At 70.8% G+C, this 672-nt stretch carries 2 protein-coding genes; both read left to right on the top strand.

Going from position 1 to position 672, the window contains the following annotated elements; all coding sequences use genetic code 11:
* On the top strand, positions 1-228 hold a 228-nt coding region (locus tag CVH10_RS16895; RefSeq protein ID WP_219924728.1), incomplete at its 5' end, for a hypothetical protein.
* Between the two features lie 220 nt (positions 229-448).
* Positions 449-613 (top strand): hypothetical protein, encoded by a 165-nt coding sequence (locus CVH10_RS25680; RefSeq protein ID WP_181244439.1) that lies wholly within the window; start codon positions 449-451, stop codon positions 611-613.
* Positions 614-672: the final 59 nt, after the last annotated feature.

Here is a 672-nt window from a genome sequence, read left to right as displayed (position 1 = left end):
CCGGATCGCCTGCCCCTAGCCGGCGCCTTGGACGAAGGCCTTTATATTCTCGGCGGCCTGGGATCGCGCGGCTTCTGCGTCGCGCCCTTGCTCGGCGAGCATCTGGCGGCGTCGATCCTGAACCGGCCGTCGCCCCTGCCGCGCGACCTGGCCGAGCGGGTCTCGCCCCGACGTCCGGCCGTATCGTCGAATTCGCTTGCGCCCGACGCCCCCCGGCGAGAGGGTTGAGGCGGGGGCTGTCAGGAGAACACCATGCTGCGCCTTGTCCTCGCCTCAGCCGCCGTTCTGGCGCTGGCCGCCTGCGCCCCGGTTGGGTCCGGCCAGTCGCCATCCGCCACGCGCACCGCCGCTAATCCCTGTTTCCGGCCCAATCTGGTGCGCAACTTCACTGCGCCCAACGAACAGCCCCTGTATGTCCGCACCTCGGCGACGGAGGTGTTCCCCGGCCGTGTCCATCGCCCTGGAGCCGCTGGGTGCAACCAGCCGCCTGTGCGTCGGCGATCAGGCCCGGTTGCGCAGCCCGACGACGGGGCCTGAGCCGTGCCGCGTGCGCGTCCTTCGCCGGCTGACAGCGGACCAGATCGCCGCCCTGCCGTCGCGCGACCGCCCCTGATCCTGCCCGCGGAAAACCGCGCGACGACGGATTGAATTTCGCCGCTTCCAGGTATGAAA

This window comes from Halomonas sp. ND22Bw (assembly GCF_003011945.1).
GTDB lineage: Bacteria > Pseudomonadota > Gammaproteobacteria > Pseudomonadales > Halomonadaceae > Halomonas > Halomonas halophila.
Note: the sequence above shows the minus strand (reverse complement) of the source record. Positions and strands in the feature narration are given on the sequence as shown.